Below are 21,649 nucleotides of genomic sequence, written 5' to 3' on the forward strand. Positions count from 1 at the left end.
AGACAAATCATCGCGTTTCCATTCATCTTCGTTATTAAAATCCCAAGACAATCCAATACCATCAAAAATTATATTTTGTATTGGTATTTCAATAGAGAAGTTTTTCTTACAATTCTTACATGTTATCAGGTTGTTCTGTATCATACCATTTGTTCCTTCGCTTCAGGTTTTATTCATTTTTTATTTCAAAGTAAGTAATTGTTTTATCAAATAAAGCATCATCAAAACTCGTTAAACTAAAACACTAATTTGATCTTTCTCATAAAAATTATAATCAATATCCATTTTGTTTATATCTTTTTACTTTTCTTCGAGAGTTTTTGCCACACCATTTACAATAGTCTCATGAACAAAAACAATTTGCCCTTTTTTATTCTTATAAAAATCACTGCTTAATCGTTTGAAATATCCACGACGGAAGTGTGGAATAACAACACCGGCTGCAGCTTTTTCAGTAACATCAACAACTTTTTCTGATGTATTTAAATAATGATTGTTTTCAGTTTTTACATCATGAGGAGCACCATCTACAAGACAATCAGGAAAACAGTAAATGTATGAAAGCAGATTAATAGCAAGCTTTGTAATCTCATTCATTTCTTGGTCTGTATAGACGATAGATTTTTTATCTTCAATTTCATTACTTGAAATATGGTATTGCTCCATTCCATGATTTACGAAAATACGTAGTTCGTTTGAAATGTCATAAAGAGAATAAGCAAAAACATAGCCCTGTGACTTTTTAGGAATGTGAAGACAGATTCCAAAGTTTATTCCAGTTGTGAGATTTTCAAGTTTGTCATCATTGTTAAGAACTACACTACAGCCATTGTCTTTAATGTAAGTTTTTATTCCTTCCAGGTCTCTTATTTCTGCAGCCTTAAAGAAGTCCATAAGGTTTTCATCTTTTAAGTAAATATGAGTGAGCTCATGATTCAGATCCCGTAAGAAAAGCTGGCAGCAGGTAGCGTCATCCATTGAAGATACAAAATTTGAAATAAACCACTGTCGGAACATTTCAGGTGTTTCAGAATTAGGCTTTCCGTCCGGAGAATTTTCTCTACAGAACTTTCTGTAAGCATCATAAAAGAGACCAAATGTTTTGTCGTACTGTATATGTTTACTCATTTTTCTTAATTATTTCTTTTTCAATTAATTCGATAAGAGAGTTAAGGCAATTTGCATAATCTTGCAGATATGAACTATCAGCTTTTTCATCAAGATTCGGAATGATTATATTTATATAAGCTAATTTTGCTATATCATATAATTCATGCATTTTTGAAATAATTTTTTTAGGACAATATAAAGCTGCTCTTGTCTCAAAACATAACAATAATGATTTTTTTTCTAACCATTTATTTGAAAGCTCTATATAAAAATCTTGTTCAGATTTTCCCTTGATTGAAGTTGTAGTATCAATAGAAATCTTAGATAATAATTCATCATAAAATTCATTTTTACGAATTTCAAAATCTTTTTTTTCTTGCTTAAAATTCATTAATTGAACAACGATAGTAGTTATTACAGAAATAAAACTACCAATCATTATACCTATAATATTTTCAAAAAAAGAAGAATTAAAATCCATAATCTATTCCGTTCATACTGTTAAAAAATTCTTTACAGTATTAGCAACATACCAAATCATTACTGGAGGTATGGCATTCCCCAAAGCTCTATATTGTGCTGATTCACTACCAACTAATTCAAATTTCTCAGGAAAAGATTGTATTCTTGCAACCTCTCTAGGAGTGAATCTTCTGTATCTATTTTCAAACATTAAAACAGGATCTGTGCTATTAAGAGAAACTTTTGCCAGATGTGCACCTACAGTATTGCATGGTTTTTCAATATCCTGTGCACGGCCTTTATTCATTTTTTCTCTTTTTTTCATCATACCTTCTACAGCTCTATCGGAAAAATAATATTTTTCATCAACAGTATTTTCGATTACTTTCTTTAGAGGTTCAAACAAATCCTCATCAGTAATTACCTGATTTGGAAATATAAAATCAATTTTTAAATCTTTTCTAAAGCCAACAATAATTACACGTTCTCTTTTCTGCGGTACTCCATAATTGGCTGAATTTAAAACCACATGTTTTACATCATAACCACTATTTTTGAACTCTTCCATAATAAGAGGAAATGCGCTTTTCTGATTGGCTGTTAGAAGACCTTTTACATTCTCTGCAATAAAACATTTTGGTTGTTTATCTTTTAGTATTCTACACATTTCAAAGAAAAGCTTACCACGGTCATCTTTTACACCAAGCCTTTTCGGATTTTGTGCAATAATTGAAAATGACTGACATGGAAAACCACCAGTCAAAATATCAAAATCAGGAAGTTCATTGGAGTTAATTTGTCTTATATCACGGTTATCCGGTTTAATACCAAAGTTCTCTTCAAAGATTCTGCAAGCATTATCATCAATATCATTTGCATAAACAATTTCCATGTTATTAGATGCATAATGCTTTCCGAGAAAATCAAAATTTCCGAGTAGTCCAACATCTGTACCACCGCAACCACAAAAAAGTGAAGCAACTTTTAATTTTTCCATATCATTAACTCCGTTTTTTCAGCAACTTCTTCTTTGAAACTAATCTCAGCTCCATCTGTAATTCTCATTTCAAGTTTATCCTGTTTATATAACTGAACTGGATTTTGTAGTATATAAATTACTTTTTGACTTCGGTTAATCATCAGACGATATACGAAATATCTGTCATTTAATGTTTGAGCGGAATCCCATTCATTTCTAGTAAGATGGAATCCGAAGAATTTCAAAGGCTTGTTACTAATGGTAGTCTTAACTTCAATGTAACGTTTTCGCTGATCTTCTTCTACACTTTGAATGTCATAACCAACTGCGAGTGCAGTAGGTATTTTCTTGATAAGATGAATCAAATCTTCTCTGCCAAGGTTTACAAGTCTTACTTTTTCATGACCGATTACAAGGTTCTCACCAAGGTCGCCAATATCTTTTGTTGAACCAACACCTTCAAGAATTTCTTTAATCTTATCATCAACTGCAGTCTTATAAAGATCTTCTTCCTCATCAGATTCTTCAGTAAAGTATGAAGTAAGATCCGTCTTAAAGAGTTCTGCATGAAGTTCTTTATTTACGTATGTAAACCAGTCAGTTTCAATTTCAGCTAAATCTGGTATATTAACTGGCTTTCCATAAAATCTATCATAACCATCAAAATAATTGATATCGTTGATGAAAACCATAATAGATTCCAGTTCTGTATGGTTCAAATAGAAATATCCATGACGTTCATCCAAAAGATTTGCATGTACCATGTAATCAAGAATATCTCCGGCGTATCTTGTAATATCTCCGCCATGTTCATATTCAACTTTATTCTTTCTGTTTGTAAGTATTAAATCAGCAACTTCGTTTACATCGCGATAATCGCGAGTAACTCTTAAATCATTAAAAATACAATGTGTAGCTTCTTCCTTTGTAATTCCGAGAGGCTTTCCATTTTTCAGTTCTGCTTCATAAAGCATTTTAAGAATATAATGAGCTGGCTTAAATTTTATTCCTGCATCGATAAATTCTTTGATTCTGTCAGATTTAAGATGTCCACCTGGATATTGAAACTTAAACAGATAAAACTTAAAGAACTGTACTAAATCTTGTTCCTTATCAAGGAAATAGGCTATTTCTCCAGTTTCAGTTTTTTGAGTATTTCTATCTTCAATGTAGAATCCAAATAATGCTGCAATTTCTGTACGCCAGTTATTAATTGTTTTTTCAGTTTTACCTGCATTTTCAGGATAGAGCTGAATCATAGTATTTAATTTATCTTTGTATTCATTAAGCGGTAATACTTTGAGTGTTGAACAACAATGAGCCATATAGAAAAGTACATTTTCGACATCATCTTTAAAACGAGGTCTTACGTGATGAATCCTAAAATAATATTCTACTGGTACTTTATACATTAAGACTCTACTTAATTGTTTTTGCTATTGCTTCAGCCATTAAAGGAGGTACTGCATTTCCAACCTGCTTATACTGGCTTGTTTTTGTTCCAAGAAAAATAAAATCATCTGGGAATGATTGTATTCTAGCACTTTCTCTAACAGTAGGAATACGGTTCCATTTATAATGGAAATGGTGTCTATGCCCTGTATCTATTGTAAAGCTTGGCTTTTGACTATTCAAACGTGTCCAAGCAATATGAACTTTTCTTGTCTGCTGTAATTCTTGTGGCAAGTTTTTATAATTTCCACCATCTGGAACTAAAGCGATAATTTCTTTAGTTCTTTCACTATGTTCTGTAATCTGATGATTATAAACTTTATTGGAATTACAACGCATTAATTTTTGATAATCACAATTTGGAGCTACAGGATAAGATGTTCCATCTTCTAATGAGTTTTCTGGCAAATCAGAAAGAGCTTCTGAAGATGTAATCAATTTTTCGACTGTCCTTTCAGGGAATTTAAATTCATACCCATTCTTAAAACCTACGAATACAGCACGTTTTCTATTTTGTGGTGTTCCATAATTGCTTGCAGTCAAAACTTGATAAACAACTTTATAACCTAAATCAGAGAAATCCTTAACAATTGAATCTCTAACAATTCCGCCACCAATAGAAAGTATGTTAGGAACATTTTCCATCATAAATGCTTTTGGTTTGTAGTATTCAACAAAACGAACAAAGTTTTTATAAAGCTTATTTCGAACATCATCTACAATGCGTTTTCCAGCAACAGAGAAGCCCTGACAAGGTGGACCACCTATAATTAAATCAACAGATTTTCCATTTAATTCTTTTTCAATCTCGCTTGGTTCAAGAGTAGATAAGTCGGCACAAATACCTTTTGAATTTTTATGATTATAGTTAAATGTTGTAATTGCATCTTGCCAAGCATCAATTCCAACGAGTACATTAATACCAGCTTTTTCAAAACCTAGAGATAATCCGCCACATCCGCAGAATAGGTCTATGCAATTAAGCACATTTTCCACTTTATTTTCCCCACCACTTGAGTGATATTTTTAAGATATTATATCACTGCTACAGTGCCAAATAACGACACTATATTTTTCATTTTTTGAATTCTTTAATAACTTATCAATTATACATCAAAAAAGTGAAAAAATCATCATTTTTTTTCATTATGTAGAAAATTAAAAATCTCCAGTCCAAATGTAAGTATCATAATTATTAAGCCAGAACAGTAACTCTTTCTTTAATTGCTTTCATCTGTTTTTCGGTAAGATTAAACAATTCTTTTACACGTGACTCTGCCATTTCTCCGCTTTCAAGAATCTTTGCAGCCATTTCAAGTCTTTTTTCGAGTCTTTCTTCTTTAGCCATTTGTTCCATAATTCTGCACATATGCTTAACCCCCTTTTCGTTTTCTGTCCATTCTTACCATAACCTATAATAGCTTTAATTATCCCATCTCGCAAGTTATCTACATTGTGAGCCCCTGATTTTAAAGGGACATTTAAAAGGACATTTTACCATTCCACATGCACCAGCAGTTCAAACTTCCTCTGCGTCAGCTTTGGCACTTCAAAGTTCAGCCAGTATTCAAAGTCATCTTCATGCAGCATCTGGCAGATTATCTGCTGGTAACAGATAGTCTTTTCATATGCTGGAATATCATCCTTTTCATAGAAAAACTCAAAGTTGAACTTATAGTTTATGGTATCTATGATTCTGTGTTTTTTACCTTGTTCTTTTTCAATAAAGGTTAAGGCGAAATAAGGAAACTTTTCTATACCAGGATTCATACACTGGTTAGTAAACTGTTTTAATTCAAACTTAAATAAGTCTGAGTTTTCCTTATTCCACTGAGTAATATATTCCGGAAGCTTATTTAAAAGCAGCTCTTCAAGTCTTTCATACATTGTCAAAAAGTCTCTCATCACCAGGTCTTCCTTCTGTAAATATCAAGTGTATTTTGTATGTCTTTTGGGATTTCAAAAGAACAGTCGTCTTCCTGATTCTGCTGCTTTATAAACTCTTTCTTCTTAAGCAAAAAGAGCTTTATTATTGCTTCCTTCAAATCTGCCGGCATTGTAGCTTGTAAAAAGCCTGCATTGTAATTTAAGAATAAGACGTGGCCTTCAAGCTTTGTGTCCAGCAAAAATATTGTCCTGCCGTCTATTACACAATGGGGCACTCTCAGCTTGGTGTTCATATCAATTATGTTCACCATTTCTGTTATGTTGTCTTGATTTGTATACACCTTGCAGTCTCTCACGGTCTGAAGCTCATTATAATTATGATCTTCCAGCGGATAGCCAAGTATTTTTTCTATGTAGAAAATAGTAGACGTATATAAGAGCTCATCTATTTCAAGCTCTGTATCTTTTAATTCAAGGATTTTCTGGAGTTCTTCAAAAGGGAAAGGATTCATATCTACTCCTGGAAAAGCGAGGCTCACGAAAGTATAACCTTCGTTCAGTCAAATACAATGTGTGTAAGGCCGCTGGTGGCCGGTGTTAAATCGGAAAGCGTAAAAAAATTGCGAAAGCAATTTTTAGCTTGTCCGCCTTGATTACTTTAGCAAGTAAAAAAAGCTTCCAAACTCTCTCCGATTTTACCAAGTCTTTTGCCTGAACCTCGCTTTTTGTTATAACTTATTCTTCTGTAGTTTTAAGAAGAACCATATTCTTCTTAGGTCTAGTAACAAGGAAGCCGTCACGCTTACGGAAGCGCATAAAGAGCTCGCCGTATTCCAGGCCTTCGGTTGTTTCATCAAAGCGCTTGATTTCGATTCCCTTGCGGTTACCGTGGATGATTCTTTTTGGATTCATAAAGATGGCAATTACCTTGTCGGCTTCTAGGTCGGCAAGCTGCGGCATCAGTCTTGATTCCACAATGTCATAACCATCAATGCGTGTACGAGTAGGCATGTTTGATTTTTTGTAGCATCGATTTTCTGGCCGTATGAAGTAAGCCACTTCAATTCAATTCCGCCACGGTCACGCTCTGGGATAAAGATTGAAGGTCCGTTCATTGGGCGATGGGTTACGAGATTCATCATTACAGACTGCTTTGCAGCTTCCTGCATGATTGTCTCTTCGTAAATCGGATTGATAAGATACTGGTCATTATTTGCCAGGTTTCCGATTGGCTCCCCGAGAACGGCTTTCTGTGGTACAAAGCCCTTTCCGGTTTCCCAGGTAAAGTCTTTTGGATTGTTCCACTTCTCTGCCCTGATGTTTGGACGGAATTTCAACTGGCCCAAAGTTTCGTGGTCTTTGTTCCATGCGGCAACAAGACCTTTACCAACGTTGTAGCAAACGTCGCGGTAAGTCAAAGGCTTCATTTCTGAATCAGTCTTTTTAAGAAGGTTACGAAGCTCCTTAACTGATTCTCTGATTCCTTCAAGCTCTGTTGTAGAGGCAGTCTGCTGACTGTCTGCCATTTTCAAAATTCCGTCAATGAGATCTTCTGTCTCATTAAAGTATTTTGAAATCTGTTCCGGTGTTGCAGCTTCAGTTGGCACCAAGCTTTTCATATTGCTAAGTTTCTGCTGCAAAGATACAATTACTTCGTTCAAGGTATCCTCCAAGTTGGTCTTGAATACAGGGCTGCTTCCATGTTCCAATTGCAAGCAGTCCTGCTTTATTTCATTTATGCACGAGCTTTCAAGCCCGAACAAACCTTTTCAAAAAACGAAAGCTCTTCCTCCTGAATTACTTCCGTAATCTCAAGTCTCTTCTGCGGTACGTGAAGGGCAAAGGGATTTGCCGGCACACTGCAGATAGAAAATTCCAAAAGCTCCTGCTTTCTGTAAATCAAATCACAGTCGCGGTCCTTGGCTTCCAGAAACTCAAGCTCATCAACTCTAAAGCCCACCGAGCCGCAGCGTAACACTCCGGCCTTTACACGCTCTCCAATGCTCCAGCCAAATTCATCAAAATCCTTTGCATTAAAAAGAATGTCGCCTTCAAGCGTTTTGTAAGCTGTCACATTCTGGACAATTCCAATAGGCGGAATCGAATAGTCGTGACTCCAGAGCACCACAGGATTAGAAAGATAGTTTTTTAATCCCAGCCGCATGGATCAACTTTCTCAAAGTCGCGGTCCGTATCAAAGGTACTCATTACCCAGTGAAAAGAATCCTTCTGCACATCCACAGCCTTGAATACTTCTACCTGGGCACTAACTTTTCCAGAGCTCGTATTCTCTTTAAGGAACTTCAAGAAAAAATTTCTGTCTTTTCCAAAGTCCTTATTTTCAACGCCGTCAATCTTGACTACCATTCCAGCCTCCCATATTTCTATCAAGCATCTGTCTGTAAACCTCTGCATAATCTGCAGGATTTTGATAACCAATCTTTAATCTCAGGTAGTGGATGTAAGAGCAGACCGAGCTGTCAGTAACGTTCATCTCGTAGGCAATTTCTTTAACAGTCTTTCCCTTGGCAAGAGCAACCGCAACATCAAACTCAGTGTCAGTTAGCTCGCCGACAGCCCGGGTTAGATGCAGACCGTTTTTAATGTCATCAAGAACAGTCTGAGGGTAAGCAGAGTTTCCGCTGAAGATTTTCTGCAGAGCAGGCAGCAGAGTATCGCTTGTTTCTGCATTACAGATAAAGCCCGAAGCTCCAAGCTTATGAACTCTAAGCCCAAAGAAATCCGAGCAGCTTTCTCCAGTCTCAAAAAAGACAAAACGCAGCTTGTCATTTATTCCCTTAAGACTGGTCATCTTTTCCTGAATACAAAGGTCTAAGAAAAACTTTTCAACCAGAATCACACAGTCACTGTCAGAGCCAAGATGATACTTAAAGTCATCATCCTTCAAGACATCAAAGGTCTGCACCTGCGGAAGCTTCTGCTTTAAGAATTCTTTTACAGTTCCCTTAACCACATAATTAGAAGTAGCAAAAAACAATTTCATATTAGTTTTTGTCCCCACAATTTTTATTGTCATCAGAATCAAAAGCCGAAATTGTATTGGGCTTCCACCAGCTGTCGCCCCAGGGCTTTTCCTTTTGTCCCCGTGCTCTCAAAACATCATTAATTGTTTTAAGTCCGGCATTGATTTCTGCAATATCCCGGTTGCTCTGGGCATCCTCAGATTCCTGCAGTTCCGGGATATTGTTAAGGTTGAATTCCCCGGTCTGTAAAAGATTGAACCGGCGAAAGAACTGAACTTCCAGAATCTGCTCAAAGTTCTTGAGCAGTGGAATAAGCGTAAAGTTCCAGAACGCCCGATGCTGGGAATCTGTATCGGTGCCGCTCAATGAACTTTTGGAATCCTGAATATTGGCAACTCTAGGCGGGATGCCGAATTTCGCAAGAAGTGTATACAGGTTCCACTTCTTCATATCGTAAAGCTTCAGAACGTCGGGGCTGAACGTAAGAGGCTGGTATTCTGTACCTTTACCCAGTACAGCCACACGATTTTTCATGCCGTGGCCGTATTTTGAGTCCCATGTACGAGCAAGTAATTCTGCTTCTGTCTCTATGAGAATCTGGTCTGTTTTTAAAAGCCCCTTAGGAACCCCACCTTCTTTTAAAAGTCCTGAATTCTGCTTGGCGGCGAGCAAATCTTGTTCGACTTCAAGACCCAAGCTTACCAGCGGACTTACTCCGCGGTATTCATTCCACGGATTCCAGTCCTTAAAGTGAATTATTTCATCAGGAAGAATTATGAGAGGCTTGCCTGTAGCTCCATCTGTATAAACCCACTTGGTAATCTTTCCGCCTTCAACAACGTGCTGCATATTCCGCGGATTTAAGATGTAAATCTCCGAAGGAATGCCGCAGCAGTAGTCCTCGCCGAACCACCAGAAAGCCTCTCCGTTGAGGCTCCACCAGGCGCAGGTTTGCTTCCAAATATCAAACCTGCATATGCTTTTATTCGGGTACATAAAGAGCTTAGCCAGTTTTGAATCACTTTCTGTCTTGCCGTTTTTCTTAATTTCAAATTCAGCACGCGCTACGTTACGAGTCAAAATATCAATACATGCCGATACCCAGGCGTGCTGTAAATAAGGATCCGTGCAGGTCTTTTTATCTCTCACCGAAAAGTCATCTGCCACAGTTTCATTATTTATCTCAGAAAAGCTTCGTAACTTTTTTTTCTTGCTGGTTCCTCTTTTTAAAAAGTCCCATATAAATTATCGGTATTACCTCAACCTAAAACGACCCCGGATGTCGCTGCGCTGAAAATCGCATAATGCATAGCGTCCATGTAGTGGTCATTAACTTTTACAATCTGATTATTCTCATCACGCGAATAATCCCATATTTCACCAAGAACACCGGTGCAGTCTTTACAAACAAAAAACTGTCCGCGTTCAATCTTTGCAATTATGTAATCAATCCCTGCATCCACAGAGTTATTAGCTTTCACACCTCCAGGCACTTCCTGAATTCTTTCACCCCCGGCCGGGTCACAGTAGGTAACAAAGCAGTCATCATACCAGTTCTTAGCCTGCTGCTGCTCAACAGAAGTTTTAGTCGTAATATTAAAGCCGCCAAAATCAGCGACAACATAAACAGTCTCTCCAACCCAGCCAACCTTAACCGCCGCAATATGAAGCACAAAATCCTGACCGCCTATAAAGCGGTCAAACTCTTCCGGCAGCTGGTCCCGAGTCAGGATCATTGACTCTTCAAACTTTTCATAAACAGAGCCCTCAGGCTTTACCCAAAGACCATCACGGAATCGGGCCCGCTGTTTTTCCGGCATGTTATCCAGAATGTCGCTGATGTAATCTTCATCAAGGTTTTCAGCGTTATCCATCGGGTTTAAAACTTCCGAAGCATAAAGCTCCGGCTTGTTTAATTTCTCATCAGTCCTCGGTTCAATCTTTCGAATGAACACCTTGTAAGCCCAGTGCATAGGGCTGCACGGGTTACAGTCATAAAAAAACTTATTCTTACAGCCTTCAACCTTCATCGCCAGTCGCGAATAGGCAGTAGTAATTGCAGAATAAGAAATCTGGCTCACTTCGTTAAAGTAAATAGTCACATACTCGTGTCCAAGAATGCGGTCTACCTGTTCCTTATCCCCAAGTCCGCCAATCCAAATCTCAGAGCCGTTCCAAAGCGTTATAAGTCCGTCGTGTACATTAGCCTTGTAGTTGGAAGCTCCAATTGTCTTATTAAGCCAGGGAAGAAAAGTCTCATGCAAAACAGAGCTTCTTGCATCCTTTGCACGAAAGCGGCAGATTAAATGTCTGCTTCCCGGGTAACGGCAGGCACGAAAAATAATGGCCATAACAAGCACCGTAGTTTTTCCCGAACGCGAACCGCCAAAAAGCAGAACATGCTTCGCAGAAGAACTAAGCAGCTTCAAGGCCTTTTTCTGAACAGCCGTCGGCTTAAACAGCTCTCTCATTACAAATCCTTAAAAGAATCTGCAAAAGTAATAGCCAGTTCCCCCTGAACAGGCTTTGAGCTTTCCTTGTCCGCTCCGGTAATGAACGAATCAAGCTTTGCAGAACGTTCAAGCAAATCCATAGCACCGTCTGCATCAAGCTTTTCCGGGTCCAGAGTCTTAAGTCTTTTTCCAACAAGCTCGTCAAACCCGTTCAGCATTTCCATCTGGCGTCTTTTGCGTTCAACACGTTCCGCCAGTAATTCTCTTTCAGTCTCCTTTTCAATATAGGCATCATATTCTGCAGCACGCTCATTCCAGTGATAGAGCCTTGCATAACGAGCCCAGGAGCCGTACTTCTTCGGCTCAATTCCGTGCATCTCCATACAGGCCTTAATGCTACGCTTATAGCCCATGGCACGAAAAAGACAGAAAGCCTTAAAAGCCTTGGGAGACTCATCGATTAATTTTTTCTCCCAGGACTTTTCTGGCTCTGCCACTTTTGAATTAAGTTCACTGTTTAAGTTTGCGGATGTCGAAACAGTGTCCTTATCTCCCACCTGAACACCTCCTTTTGCCTGAATGGTGGTAAAGCTAAAAATTGCTGTCGCAATTTTCTTAACGCTTTGCTATTTATCACCGCCCGCCAGCGGGCTTACTCATTATTTCCTAACGACGTAGCGGTTCACGCTTCGTCTTGTAATATGCTCGCAAAAGCTTTTTTCAAGCTTCACAGGGCATCCGTCATTCAACGTTATCCTGACGATAATCTCGCCATACTTTTCTTCCGCGGCAATACGCCTGCAGTAGTCATTCGATTCTTCAAGAATCTTAGAAAGAGGTACATTCATGCTTCCACCTCACAAACCTGATTTCCAAGCCAGGAAAATAAATCCGACTTTCTGAAAATCAAACGACGCCCAAGCTTCACATGCGGAATCTTTTTCTCCCTGCAGAGCTTGTACATAAAAGTCCGGCTAAAGCCCAGATACTCACAAGCCTGCTTAAACGAAAGTAAATCCAAGTTTTTTTCTTCTGCCATTTCTTTCACTCCTTTTTTTGAGATGAATAAAAACAAAAAAAGCCACAGCAGAACTTAATCTGCTATGGCTCTATCTTAAATCTAAACCCCGTTTGCAAAGTGCCAATTAGTGCTTACATTTTGCCCACGCTATAAAACAATCCGTTTGCATTTTGAAAACAACTAGGCCGTAAGATACTTTTCCCAGGCACTCGAAATAACTGTACGCATATTTTCAAACTTCTCCTGAGTCTCATGATCAGAGTAGTGGTCCGTCATAGTAAAGGATTTATGGCCCATAATCTGCATTACAAGCTCTTTATCAGCCTTCTGCTTCAACATCGTACAGCAGAAGTGACGCAGACTGTGTAATACAATGTTTCTCTCCTTACGAACCAACTCGCTGACTCCAATCTCTTCCAGGGCTTTATAAAAACAGTCGCCGTAATAGCCCGGAGTAATCGGCATTTTATGATTCTTTACAGACCAGAAGACATAACTCAAATCGCCATACTCAGGATTCCGTCTAGCCTGGTTCATAAGCTGTAAGGCAATAGAATGCTCAATCGGTAAATCCCGAACCTCTTTGTTTTTCGTAGTCTTCAAGCCGTCCATCTCGCTAAAGCTGTGGCGAACATGAAGCATATCTCCAACAACATCAATATCGCAGACACGAATCCCGCTGATTTCACCGGCACGTAAGCCGTAGAATGCCGCAACCTTAAAGGCAAGCTTTGCAGTATTGTTTTCCAAGTTCAGAGCAAGCAGCCTTCGAATCTCAGTCTCAGTCGGAATATCGCGCTCATCCGCATCCACCTTAAAGCGCTCAACACTTGCAACCGGATTCACAGTAATTTTCTGCTGCTTAGCAAGCCAGTTCAAACAGCGGTTTACACAGTTTATATTTTTATTAATCGTCTCACTTGCAAGCTCTTTTACGTCATGAAGATAAAACAAAAAGTCATCCAGCTCCGGAACCGTCAAATCCTCGATGCACATATCATCGCCAAAATAAGGCCTCCAGTAATTACGTACAAAAGCCTTCATGCAAAAGGCATACTTTTTCGAAAGCGAATGTCCGCGGTCCAGCTGCCTTTTAATAAACACAGAAGTATCATAATCCCAAAAGCTCTCAAGGTTAGCACAGAGAAGATGCTTGCCGTCAGGAGTCAAACCAATGCTTGACACAAAACTTGCGCAATCTTTAAGAGCCGGTTTTTCGTTCTTCACAAGCTTCATTTTTCCGTCAGCGGACTTTTTAATCACAATAACTTTTTTTGGCTTAGGACTTTCAGAAGGAGTAGGAGCCGAAGCCTGCACAGGAGAAGAAACAGGAGCAAGAGCCTCAACCACAGGTTTTCCAAGCTCCAAAGTCTTTTGAGAAAGGACAGGAGAATCAAAACCAAACTTCTCAGAAAGCATAGCAACAACAGTCTTTGCGTCACTTTCAGAAAGCCGGTCTACAAAGCTTTTCAAGGAAGTCGGAACAAGAATAGAATCGTCGGATTTTAATTTACGGGAATTAGCGTGGGCAGCAGGCTTACCGTTCTTAAGCCATTCGTTTGCAATAACCGCAGCTTCAAGCTTGTCTTTCGTGCCCGTACTCTTTCCGTAATCGCGGATACCAGTTACAGGGTCAATAAAATAGGCCTTGTAATAACCAGAGCTAGTCTTACCAAGATAAAACTGACGCACAAAAACCTCCTGTGGCCTCGAATATCCACAAGCCGGCATTTTTTCTCAAATTGGTTTATCAAATCCGTTATCAATTTTTTTATCAAATTCAATCCCAAATTCACCAAAAATGCCGTTACGTTCATGCGCCTAGCCCAGCAAGGTAGGACACATTCAAATACAAATTATGTTTTCCTTACGCGCTAAATCCTTATAACATAAGCATTTAGGCATAAAAAAAAGCTCGTCTGAGTGACGAGCTTTATAACAGCGGATGAAGGGAGTCGAACCCTCGTCATCAGCTTGGAAGGCTGAGATAATAAGCCGTTATATGACATCCGCAAGTTATAAATAAATATATATTTTTTGATAAAAACAGTCAATATTTTTTGAAATTTTTATCGCGCTGAATACGGTTTTATCGGATTTCTTTATCAGATATTGCGTAATCGATGTTTTAATTTTTTTATTCTTTTACGTATTTATCTAGCTGCATATTTGCGATATTTATTTTAGATATTACGCAAGGCCCTGCGATACACCCACCGCAGCAAGACATGACTTCAACAAGGTTTCCGTCGTTTTCGCCGGCTTTGACTCTGCCAGCCTCTATGTCGCCGTAATGCCTAAGCTTGTTCATTCCAGCAATATCAAGTCCGTTGATTACATCTTGTTTTATAATAGAATCGTCTGCCAAGCGCAGGCGAACTGCATCTGCAACGCCGCCTGTTCTCGCAAAATTGCGGGCGCTCGATGTCGGTTTTTCAGTTTTTTCAACTGATGTGAGTTTTGTCAAATCTATATCTTTTGCAGAAAAAAATGCTGTAAGTTCTTCAGCCGTTATGACATAGTCAACATTTTCATCGTCAAAACCTTCCCGCCTTTTTGCAAGGCATGGTCCGATGAAGACAGTTATACAGTCGGGATATTTTTTCTTTGCCAATTCTGCAGCGTAATGCATAGGGCTTCTTGTCTCTGAAACGCAGGGATCCAAATCTGGTACATGGATGTGGACGGCACGAACATACGCTGAGCAACAAGACGTTGTCATGAGTTTTTCTCCGCGTTTCATTCGTTCCGCAAATTCCTTGGCTTCTTTGTCTGCTGTGATATCGGCGCCCACGGCAACTTCCATTATATTTGAAAAACCAGCCATCAAAAATCCTGCCTCAAGAAGTCCGGAGCTTACACGGAATTGCGACGCTATAGAAGGTGCATACAAAGCGACAACATTCTCTCCGTTCATGATGTGTTTGATAACATCTACAAGCTGGCTTTTATCCATCATAGCTCCGAACGGGCATTCTTGCATGCACTTTCCGCAGTAGATGCATTTATGAAAATCTATAACTTCATGACCGTCTTCACCTTTTGAAATTGCACCGACAGGGCACGCCGCCTCGCAAGGAACTGTAATCCTTATGATTGCGTGATAAGGGCAGTTTTGTTCACACAAACCGCAATGAGTGCATTTATCTGCATCTATATGGGCGTGATGAACAATGTGAATTGCCTTTTTAGGACAGTTGACCATACAAGGGCGTGCAAAACATCCTTGGCATGCATTTGTCACCATAAAGTTTTGTTTAACACAACCGTTGCACGCTTCATGCAAAACTGTGATCATTGGCCATGTAGGTTTTTCGCGTTTTAAGGCTTCTGATGCATATTCGTCAAGGTCGTTCAAATCGTTGTAATTTTCAACAGAAATACCCATTTTAGCAAGAATCCTCATCCGCAAAAGTTCACGGTCATGAGGGATACAACAACCGATTGGAGTCGATCTTGCAGGTCTCATCAAAGTCGGAATCTTATTGATTTCACGGCTGTCGAGTTTTCCTTCAAGCTGTAATTTTGCAAGCCTTACTAATAATTCACGTTTTACATTGTTTGCGTTGTTATTGATATTCATAATTTAAATATATCAGATATCATTTAAATATTTAACTATCAGTTTATAAGAAAATTTTTATTAAATCATAATAAATTCATGATATAATCATGGTGTTATGACTAAAATTCAAGAGACTTCAAAAAAAATTAGAGATGAAGTGTGCAAAGTTTTTAAAGGTGATGATGACACCGTACATAAAATCCTTGCATGTTTTTTTTCCGGCGGTCACGTACTTCTTGAGGATGTTCCTGGAACAGGAAAGACTGTCCTTGCAAAAGCGATTGCAAAAGCTTCAGGGCTTTCGTTTTCTCGCATTCAGTGCACGCCTGATTTAATGCCTTCTGATATAACAGGGAGTTCCGTATGGATTCCTTCTGAAAATAAATTTGAATTTCGGGCAGGTCCAGTTCAGTCATCTGTTCTTCTCGTAGATGAATTAAACCGCGCAACTCCGCGAACACAATCAGCCCTGCTCGAATGCATGGCCGAAGGTCAGATAAGCGTTGACGGAGAAAAACACGTTCTGCCTAAACCGTTTTTTGTAATCTGCACAGAAAATCCTGTTGAATCCGAAGGGACTTTTCCACTTCCTGAAGCTCAAAAAGATCGCTTTATGATGTGCGTTTCTATGGGATATCCGACAGAAGCAGACGAAGCAGAGATAATCACAGCACAAAAATGTCTTACTCATCCTGTTGAAAATATCAACGCAGTCGTATCAAAAGACGACATTATTTCATGCATGGAAGAAGCTGTAGATATCCACGTAGATGAAGCAGTTCTAAAATATTTAATCGATTTAACTCGTGAAACACGGAAAGATTCAAGGATTGCAGCAGGTGTTAGCCCGCGAGGTTCTGTAGCTCTTTACAAAGCGTGTCAGGCATACGCCGCAATCAAAGGCAGAGGATTTGTCACTCCTGAAGACATAAAGCACCTTGCAAAATATGTGTTCCGCAAGCGCCTTATTTTGACAACTGATTCGATTTTAAAGAGTTTCAGCGTAGACAATATGATATCTGAATTGATTGAACGCGTGCCGCTGCCTGATTTCAAAGCACATATATAAAACTTCAATTGAGAATGAGATTGATGAAAAACAGTTTGAAAACTTCATCGATAGTTTACATCACCGCAGCCTTATGTTTCCTAGCATTCCTTTTTTGTCCATTCAGAATTTTACAATTTATTCTGCTTTCAATTTTAGGAATATTGCTGCTATCTTTTTTTTACGCGCTGATGTTGTATAAAAAAATTAAAATCGAAAGAAACGTCTCGGAAGTAAAACTTTCATGCGGTGAAACTGCCGAAATCACTTTTACGATTAAAAATTTTTCAAGGTTGACGGCGCATCTGTGTTATTTTTTTGATGAAATACCATACGTTTATGTTTTTGAAGATGCCAATCAAATAATTACAAGTTTGAAAGGCAGAGAATTAAAATACGTAACTTATAAGATAAAAGCACGAGAAAGAGGCATATATCACGCAGGGCCTGTGAAAGTCAAAACTGGAGATCCTCTAGGATTGTTTCAAATCGATATGGAAGTTCCTGCCGACTTAAAAATTGTTGTACGTCCGGCGCGCATTAAACTTACAACAGAGACTCAGCCTGGTTTTCCGCAGGGAAATCTAAAAATCAACAATCCCGTTTACGAAGATGTCACAATGCGCCGCTCGATTCGCGAATACAAAAACGGCGATGAACAAAAACGAATCAATTGGCGTGCAAGCGCAAAGTTTGGCACACTTTTTACAAATCAGTTTGAAAACTCCTACAACTCACCTTTTTTTATCTTTCTAAATATTGCAAAAGAAGATTACGAACTTCATTCTAGAAATTACAACATCGAAAAAGCTATTGAAATTGCAGCGAGCATAGCGGAAAAAGCAATTTTCTACAGACAAAGATGTGGGTTTTCCGCATTTGCAGAAGGTTATCCGTTTTTGCGACCGACTCCCAACAGTGCACTGACAATTCTTGACATTTTGTCTGTGATAAAACCAATAGACGGAAAATGCGGATACGATCCATACATGAAATTTAAAAATCAGCTTCCGGCAGGAACACTTTTTTTTGAAATCGGACCAAAAGAAGTTGAAGAATATTTTCTAAAGCTTGCAGCAGACAAACATATAAATACAAAAAATATCGGGGCATTGAAGAAAAATGGAAAATAGATTTACACATTTTGTTGAAAGTTTTTTGAATTTTTCTATTGCGACTTCTTTTATTATGTCAATTTTAATTGCGATTTTAATGCAGACGCAAAATGACAATGAATGCTCCAAAATATTGATTGACTGGTTCACTTTTTTGATAACTTTTGTTTCTGGTTTGCTTTATACCGTTGTCCTAGCGATTTTTTCAGATGAAAAAACTAAAATCGGATCTCACATACGCTTCATGTTTATTTACCTTATTTTCATCTGCCTTTTATGCTTTTTGATTGGAAAGCACAATCTTTTGTATATTTTAATTCCGACCGCAATCGCCCACTACATCTTGGAAGCAGTGATGAATGAAGTGTATGTATATCACAGAGAGTTTACAGATTCATTTGATGGGAAAACCGGAAAAGACTTAAAAACTCATCTTTATCACAACAATATCCCTGCAATCGATTTTGCTGCAAAACTGAAATCGATTCAGCTGTTTGAATCTGTAATCGCTGTTTTGATGTTGATATTGATTATTGCATTAAAAAATATCAACAACAGTTTACTGCCCTCTTTTGCTTTTTGTGCATTGTTTTTTTATTTTTGCATTTTCTGTACATTTTATCTTTTCGGATATTACAAAAATCAGTCATATTACGCTTTTCTTGGATTTGATAAAATAATTGAAGATAAGAAAAAAAATTTTAAAGCAATCATGTTGATTTTTTTTATTTCTGTCGGATTCGGTTTTGTTGCTTCTTCAAATAAAGCTTTAATAAAAGTCGAATTTCATGAACCAGTTTTTGAATTAAGGCAAGAGCAGCATGTTGAGATGAAAAAACCGAATTTTATTCAATTTGATTTTGAATCGCTTCCGATTCCTGATACGACAAAAAATCACAAAGATTATTCGTGGCTTTTTTCAATAATTTTTCAAATTATAAAATGGACTGTAATCGGAGTTTTAGTTATTCTTTTAATCGTATTTATGTTTAAGCCGTTTTTCAGCGATGAATGGAAAAAATATTGGGCGGAAAACAAATTGTTTGATTTTATAAAAAAAACAGTTTTAAAAATAAAAGATTTTTTTCATTATCTGTTCAAAAAAAACTCTGATAAAAAACAGTGCATAAAAGTAGATGAAAAAAGATTTCAGAAAGAAATCAAAGATTTTATAAAAAAGACAGCCCGCTCAAAGGAAAAAACAACAGAGCTCGACAGGCTGACAAAATTGTTTATAAAACTTATCGAATACGGAGCTTCAAACGGAATTGAATACAAAAAAAATCTTGCTCCGGCAGAATATACAGCACTTTTTAACAATTGCGATGCTGATATTGCCGGAAGCGTTTTTGAAAAAGCATTGTATGACAAAAATCTTTTAACAAACGATGAAGAAAAATTATTCCGTCAGTGTGTCAAAAAAACGATTGCAACAAAAATACAGGAAACTAAATGAAAATCATTTTTTACAGCACAAATTCAAACCAGTCAGATTCCTCTCTTTTTAAAATTGACGTTTTACAAAAAAATGATGATTTTTTTTTGCAATTCAAACAAAAGTATCATAAGCATGATTTTATATGCGTTACCCAAGAACCAAAAATGTTTATGCCTGAAACATTGTCTGTCATTGTCCCCAAATCTTGCGATTATAAAGAGTTTGCAAAGCGCATAATCGACTTAAAACCTGATATCGCAATCGCAATGACTTTTTGGGTAAATCCTTATGACTGGCTCACGATAAATGATGCCCTTGTCGGAGAATTGTTGGCTTCTGCAGAAATTAAAACTTTTTGTCACTGCGTTGAAACAGGCTTGATTTGTTTTGACAAATACAGAACGCGCCATGCTCTTGAAAAAGTTGCAATCGATATTCCTCGCGGCATTTTTGTAGATCACGATATGTATTTTTGCGCCGGAAGCCACAAGGAAGTTGTTCACAATGTTTATAGGGAAAGCGTATTTTCGCAGATGAAAAAATTGCGCCTTCCAATCGTCATAAAAGATACATCAGGGCTCAGCTCATACGGGATGACAGTCGTAAACACTTACGGTGAATTTGCAAATTATCTTAATTCAAAGCGGAACAATTCAAACAGAATTGCAGAAGAATTTATCAAGGGACAGCAATTCGGCGTTGAAATTTACGGAATTCCAGGAAATTATACTGTTATGCCGATGTTTTTATTCAGTGTAAATCAATATGGAATAACGAGTCCAAAGCAAAGCGTAAAATTCGGTCCATTTTGCGTGCCGAAAAAGCTCAAAGAAATGCTTCTAAAAATCGCCACCACTCTTGACTTTTCAGGCTGCGCCCAGATTGACCTTGTTTTCGGCGAAGATGGAAAATGGTATGTGATAGAGATAAATCCACGTCTGAGCGGGATGAGTTACACATATTCGGTTTTGCTCAATAAATCAATTTTTGAAATGCTTTATCTAAGCTGCGTAGAAAATGAAAAAATCGATTTTACAAAATCAAAATGGTTTTCAGAAGATGGAAAACTGCCAAAAATCATCAATTTAAAACTTCCCTTAATCGAAACAAACGCAATGCAAAAAATCATAAAAATTAAAGGTATAAAATTTTTGAATCAGACGAACGATTTAGCTGCGAAACAAGAGAGGGAAAAAGGTTTTTGTGAATGCATTATATCCGGCAAAGATAACGAAGAATTGCTGGAAACAGTACAAAAACTCCGCATTATTTTTCCGGAAGATTCTATAGTACAACTTGCTGAATCAATGCTGAAACACGCTCGTCATTGATTTTTCCCGATTTTACGAGAGAAATTATCCGCTCTTGTGTATATTCATCTTCGGGATACAAGATAATTGCCGCAACATCCCCGTTTTGAAGAAAGTTATTTTTTCCCCACTGCGTATAGCGAGTTGCCCCGATTGAAACCATAATTTTTTTTGGATGTTCGCAATCTAAAAGATATTTATGAATTTCTTCCGCAGGACCTTCGTCTTTCTGATTGTTGAATTTATCAAGCATCCATTCAGTGAGCTTATCGTATATATAGCTATAGTCGCGGACTGCACTGTCTTCACCGTAAATATGGACATCGTTGTTTCGTATTAAAAAACTTGAGATTCTATATTTGTTCAAAACTCCTTGAGAAGTAAAATTGTCGAGAGGAATCAATCTTTCTGCGAACCCTTTTGAAGCTTCACCCCAATTTTTTTTTACACTGATTTTAGGAGCATTTTCCCTGCGGATTGAACAGTCATTTGAAGCTCCGAACAGAGTCGGCGTGAGCTCGATAAGTTTGTTATTTTCCCATCTCGCATCGAAAATCAGAGCACATTCCGGCTCTATCTGGACTTTTTTCTCTCCTTTAGGAAAAATTATCTTTGTAGTATGAAATGGAAAAATGCTCAAAAAAGACGGTGCAGTTTTTGAGTTTGGAATGTAAGTCGGAAAAATCGCTTTCGGTGCATTTTGCTCTGATTTTATATTTACAAAGTCGGAAGCCTCTCCCGCCTGTTCAAGATGTCCTGTAAAATTTCCCGCAATGCCGAAAGATGGAATTGTTTTTGTGTAAAGTATATTCATTTTTCCTCACA

24 protein-coding genes and 1 tRNA gene are annotated in these 21,649 nt (G+C 37.8%); 4 read left to right on the forward strand and 21 right to left on the reverse strand.

Going from position 1 to position 21,649, the window contains the following annotated elements:
• Positions 1–300: 300 nt before the first annotated feature.
• The 20 genes from H9I37_RS07180 to H9I37_RS07265 form a co-directional block, all read right to left on the reverse strand.
• Positions 301–1,128 (reverse strand): hypothetical protein, encoded by an 828-nt coding sequence (locus tag H9I37_RS07180; protein ID WP_187381770.1) that lies wholly within the window; start codon positions 1,126–1,128, stop codon positions 301–303.
• Positions 1,121–1,591: a hypothetical protein gene (locus H9I37_RS07185; protein ID WP_187381771.1), complete on the reverse strand. Its 471-nt coding sequence runs from the start codon at positions 1,589–1,591 to the stop codon at positions 1,121–1,123. The genes H9I37_RS07180 and H9I37_RS07185 overlap by 8 nt, the downstream gene beginning before the upstream one ends.
• A 12-nt stretch (positions 1,592–1,603) precedes the next feature.
• A complete protein-coding gene (locus tag H9I37_RS07190; RefSeq protein WP_187381772.1) occupies positions 1,604–2,569 on the reverse strand; it encodes a DNA cytosine methyltransferase in 966 nt (321 codons plus the stop codon).
• Positions 2,557–3,963, reverse strand: coding sequence for a protein NO VEIN domain-containing protein (locus H9I37_RS07195; RefSeq protein ID WP_187381773.1), 1,407 nt, complete (start codon positions 3,961–3,963; stop codon positions 2,557–2,559). The genes H9I37_RS07190 and H9I37_RS07195 overlap by 13 nt, the downstream gene beginning before the upstream one ends.
• Before the next feature lie 7 nt (positions 3,964–3,970).
• Entirely contained in the window at positions 3,971–4,999 is a 1,029-nt protein-coding gene (locus H9I37_RS07200; RefSeq protein ID WP_187381774.1) for a DNA cytosine methyltransferase, read from the reverse strand.
• Between the two features lie 199 nt (positions 5,000–5,198).
• A complete protein-coding gene (locus tag H9I37_RS07205; RefSeq protein ID WP_187381775.1) occupies positions 5,199–5,372 on the reverse strand; it encodes a hypothetical protein in 174 nt (57 codons plus the stop codon).
• Between the two features lie 125 nt (positions 5,373–5,497).
• Positions 5,498–5,911: a hypothetical protein gene (locus tag H9I37_RS07210; RefSeq protein WP_187381776.1), complete on the reverse strand. Its 414-nt coding sequence runs from the start codon at positions 5,909–5,911 to the stop codon at positions 5,498–5,500.
• Entirely contained in the window at positions 5,908–6,402 is a 495-nt protein-coding gene (locus tag H9I37_RS07215) for a hypothetical protein (protein WP_222864187.1), read from the reverse strand. Before H9I37_RS07215 ends, H9I37_RS07210 begins: the two co-directional genes overlap by 4 nt.
• 223 nt (positions 6,403–6,625) lie before the next feature.
• A complete protein-coding gene (locus H9I37_RS11520; RefSeq protein ID WP_255422515.1) occupies positions 6,626–6,850 on the reverse strand; it encodes a hypothetical protein in 225 nt (74 codons plus the stop codon).
• The gene (locus tag H9I37_RS07220; RefSeq protein ID WP_255422516.1) at positions 6,850–7,551 is read right to left on the reverse strand and encodes a hypothetical protein; all 702 of its coding nucleotides are present in this window, start codon (positions 7,549–7,551) and stop codon (positions 6,850–6,852) included. Before H9I37_RS07220 ends, H9I37_RS11520 begins: the two co-directional genes overlap by 1 nt.
• A 74-nt stretch (positions 7,552–7,625) precedes the next feature.
• Positions 7,626–8,054: an HK97 family phage prohead protease gene (locus H9I37_RS07225; protein ID WP_255422517.1), complete on the reverse strand. Its 429-nt coding sequence runs from the start codon at positions 8,052–8,054 to the stop codon at positions 7,626–7,628.
• The gene (locus H9I37_RS11525; protein WP_255422518.1) at positions 8,039–8,257 is read right to left on the reverse strand and encodes a hypothetical protein; all 219 of its coding nucleotides are present in this window, start codon (positions 8,255–8,257) and stop codon (positions 8,039–8,041) included. The genes H9I37_RS07225 and H9I37_RS11525 overlap by 16 nt, the downstream gene beginning before the upstream one ends.
• Positions 8,241–8,927 carry a helix-turn-helix transcriptional regulator gene (locus tag H9I37_RS07230; RefSeq protein WP_222864188.1) on the reverse strand — a complete coding sequence of 229 codons (687 nt, stop codon included), beginning with the start codon at positions 8,925–8,927 and terminating at the stop codon, positions 8,241–8,243. The genes H9I37_RS11525 and H9I37_RS07230 overlap by 17 nt, the downstream gene beginning before the upstream one ends.
• The gene (locus tag H9I37_RS07235; protein ID WP_187381779.1) at positions 8,896–10,041 is read right to left on the reverse strand and encodes a phage portal protein; all 1,146 of its coding nucleotides are present in this window, start codon (positions 10,039–10,041) and stop codon (positions 8,896–8,898) included. The genes H9I37_RS07230 and H9I37_RS07235 overlap by 32 nt, the downstream gene beginning before the upstream one ends.
• Before the next feature lie 92 nt (positions 10,042–10,133).
• Positions 10,134–11,345 carry a phage terminase large subunit gene (locus tag H9I37_RS07240; RefSeq protein WP_187381780.1) on the reverse strand — a complete coding sequence of 404 codons (1,212 nt, stop codon included), beginning with the start codon at positions 11,343–11,345 and terminating at the stop codon, positions 10,134–10,136.
• Complete coding sequence (locus tag H9I37_RS07245) at positions 11,345–11,884, reverse strand: 5-formyltetrahydrofolate cyclo-ligase family protein (RefSeq protein WP_187381781.1); 540 nt, start codon at positions 11,882–11,884, stop codon at positions 11,345–11,347. The genes H9I37_RS07240 and H9I37_RS07245 overlap by 1 nt, the downstream gene beginning before the upstream one ends.
• Before the next feature lie 287 nt (positions 11,885–12,171).
• On the reverse strand, positions 12,172–12,366 hold the full coding sequence (locus H9I37_RS07250; RefSeq protein ID WP_187381782.1) for a helix-turn-helix domain-containing protein: 195 nt from the start codon (positions 12,364–12,366) through the stop codon (positions 12,172–12,174).
• A gap of 162 nt (positions 12,367–12,528) precedes the next feature.
• Complete coding sequence (locus tag H9I37_RS11640; RefSeq protein ID WP_187381783.1) at positions 12,529–14,040, reverse strand: tyrosine-type recombinase/integrase; 1,512 nt, start codon at positions 14,038–14,040, stop codon at positions 12,529–12,531.
• A 248-nt stretch (positions 14,041–14,288) separates the two neighbouring features.
• A tRNA-Gly gene (locus tag H9I37_RS07260) sits at positions 14,289–14,361 on the reverse strand.
• Positions 14,362–14,485: 124 nt separating this feature from the next.
• Positions 14,486–15,934 (reverse strand): monomeric [FeFe] hydrogenase, encoded by a 1,449-nt coding sequence (locus H9I37_RS07265; protein WP_187382547.1) that lies wholly within the window; start codon positions 15,932–15,934, stop codon positions 14,486–14,488.
• A 94-nt stretch (positions 15,935–16,028) separates the two neighbouring features.
• Between H9I37_RS07265 and H9I37_RS07270 the strand changes: the two genes are divergently transcribed.
• The 4 genes from H9I37_RS07270 (at position 16,029) to H9I37_RS07285 (ending at position 20,845) form a co-directional block, all read left to right on the forward strand.
• A complete protein-coding gene (locus tag H9I37_RS07270; protein ID WP_187381784.1) occupies positions 16,029–16,982 on the forward strand; it encodes an AAA family ATPase in 954 nt (317 codons plus the stop codon).
• A 170-nt stretch (positions 16,983–17,152) separates the two neighbouring features.
• A complete protein-coding gene (locus tag H9I37_RS07275; RefSeq protein ID WP_187381785.1) occupies positions 17,153–18,094 on the forward strand; it encodes a DUF58 domain-containing protein in 942 nt (313 codons plus the stop codon).
• Complete coding sequence (locus H9I37_RS07280) at positions 18,084–19,532, forward strand: hypothetical protein (protein WP_187381786.1); 1,449 nt, start codon at positions 18,084–18,086, stop codon at positions 19,530–19,532. The genes H9I37_RS07275 and H9I37_RS07280 overlap by 11 nt, the downstream gene beginning before the upstream one ends.
• Positions 19,529–20,845 carry an ATP-grasp domain-containing protein gene (locus H9I37_RS07285; protein ID WP_187381787.1) on the forward strand — a complete coding sequence of 439 codons (1,317 nt, stop codon included), beginning with the start codon at positions 19,529–19,531 and terminating at the stop codon, positions 20,843–20,845. Before H9I37_RS07280 ends, H9I37_RS07285 begins: the two co-directional genes overlap by 4 nt.
• Here H9I37_RS07285 and H9I37_RS07290 read toward each other — a convergent pair.
• Positions 20,799–21,638 (reverse strand): DUF5718 family protein, encoded by an 840-nt coding sequence (locus H9I37_RS07290; RefSeq protein WP_187381788.1) that lies wholly within the window; start codon positions 21,636–21,638, stop codon positions 20,799–20,801. The genes H9I37_RS07285 and H9I37_RS07290 overlap by 47 nt on opposite strands.
• Positions 21,639–21,649: the final 11 nt, after the last annotated feature.

This window comes from Treponema sp. Marseille-Q3903 (assembly GCF_014334335.1).
Classification (GTDB): domain Bacteria; phylum Spirochaetota; class Spirochaetia; order Treponematales; family Treponemataceae; genus Treponema_D.

Bases quoted from the DNA above. Each gene is read 5' to 3' on its own strand.
- H9I37_RS07180 (WP_187381770.1), bottom strand. From the start codon at position 1,128: ATGAGTAAACATATACAGTACGACAAAACATTTGGTCTCTTTTATGAT.
- H9I37_RS07185 (WP_187381771.1), bottom strand. From the start codon at position 1,591: ATGGATTTTAATTCTTCTTTTTTTGAAAATATTATAGGTATAATGATT.
- H9I37_RS07190 (WP_187381772.1), bottom strand. From the start codon at position 2,569: ATGGAAAAATTAAAAGTTGCTTCACTTTTTTGTGGTTGCGGTGGTACA.
- H9I37_RS07195 (WP_187381773.1), bottom strand. From the start codon at position 3,963: ATGTATAAAGTACCAGTAGAATATTATTTTAGGATTCATCACGTAAGA.
- H9I37_RS07205 (WP_187381775.1), bottom strand. From the start codon at position 5,372: ATGTGCAGAATTATGGAACAAATGGCTAAAGAAGAAAGACTCGAAAAA.
- H9I37_RS07215 (WP_222864187.1), bottom strand. From the start codon at position 6,402: ATGAATCCTTTCCCTTTTGAAGAACTCCAGAAAATCCTTGAATTAAAA.
- H9I37_RS11520 (WP_255422515.1), bottom strand. From the start codon at position 6,850: ATGCCGCAGCTTGCCGACCTAGAAGCCGACAAGGTAATTGCCATCTTT.
- H9I37_RS07225 (WP_255422517.1), bottom strand. From the start codon at position 8,054: ATGCGGCTGGGATTAAAAAACTATCTTTCTAATCCTGTGGTGCTCTGG.
- H9I37_RS11525 (WP_255422518.1), bottom strand. From the start codon at position 8,257: ATGGTAGTCAAGATTGACGGCGTTGAAAATAAGGACTTTGGAAAAGAC.
- H9I37_RS07230 (WP_222864188.1), bottom strand. From the start codon at position 8,927: ATGACAATAAAAATTGTGGGGACAAAAACTAATATGAAATTGTTTTTT.
- H9I37_RS07240 (WP_187381780.1), bottom strand. From the start codon at position 11,345: ATGAGAGAGCTGTTTAAGCCGACGGCTGTTCAGAAAAAGGCCTTGAAG.
- H9I37_RS07250 (WP_187381782.1), bottom strand. From the start codon at position 12,366: ATGGCAGAAGAAAAAAACTTGGATTTACTTTCGTTTAAGCAGGCTTGT.
- H9I37_RS07270 (WP_187381784.1), top strand. From the start codon at position 16,029: ATGACTAAAATTCAAGAGACTTCAAAAAAAATTAGAGATGAAGTGTGC.
- H9I37_RS07275 (WP_187381785.1), top strand. From the start codon at position 17,153: ATGTTGTATAAAAAAATTAAAATCGAAAGAAACGTCTCGGAAGTAAAA.
- H9I37_RS07280 (WP_187381786.1), top strand. From the start codon at position 18,084: ATGGAAAATAGATTTACACATTTTGTTGAAAGTTTTTTGAATTTTTCT.
- H9I37_RS07285 (WP_187381787.1), top strand. From the start codon at position 19,529: ATGAAAATCATTTTTTACAGCACAAATTCAAACCAGTCAGATTCCTCT.
- H9I37_RS07290 (WP_187381788.1), bottom strand. From the start codon at position 21,638: ATGAATATACTTTACACAAAAACAATTCCATCTTTCGGCATTGCGGGA.